Raw genomic sequence first — 229 nt, 5'->3', positions numbered from 1 at the left:
TCATTGTTTAAAGAGGTAACACCTTCAACATTAAGTAATCCAGATAAATTGGTGGTACTACCATTTACTACATCCAATGTATTGTTTAAAATAGAAGCTCCTTGTACATCTAAGGTATTATTTAGTTTGGTTTTACCATCTACATTAAGATCTCCAGATAAATTGGTAGCACTTCCATTTGCAACATCTAATGTGTTGTTTAAAACAGATACACCATCAACATTTAGCT

1 protein-coding gene is annotated in these 229 nt (G+C 31.4%); it reads right to left on the bottom strand.

Features of this window, described 5'->3' with window-relative positions; translation table 11 throughout:
- A partial coding sequence (locus tag Q0776_RS17755; protein ID WP_298371363.1) for a hypothetical protein occupies positions 1 to 229 on the bottom strand: 229 nt, incomplete at both ends.

Source organism: uncultured Lutibacter sp., from assembly GCF_947495725.1.
GTDB lineage: Bacteria > Bacteroidota > Bacteroidia > Flavobacteriales > Flavobacteriaceae > Lutibacter.
The sequence above is the reverse complement of the archived record's forward strand: the minus strand, read 5'-3'. Positions and strand labels throughout refer to the sequence as shown.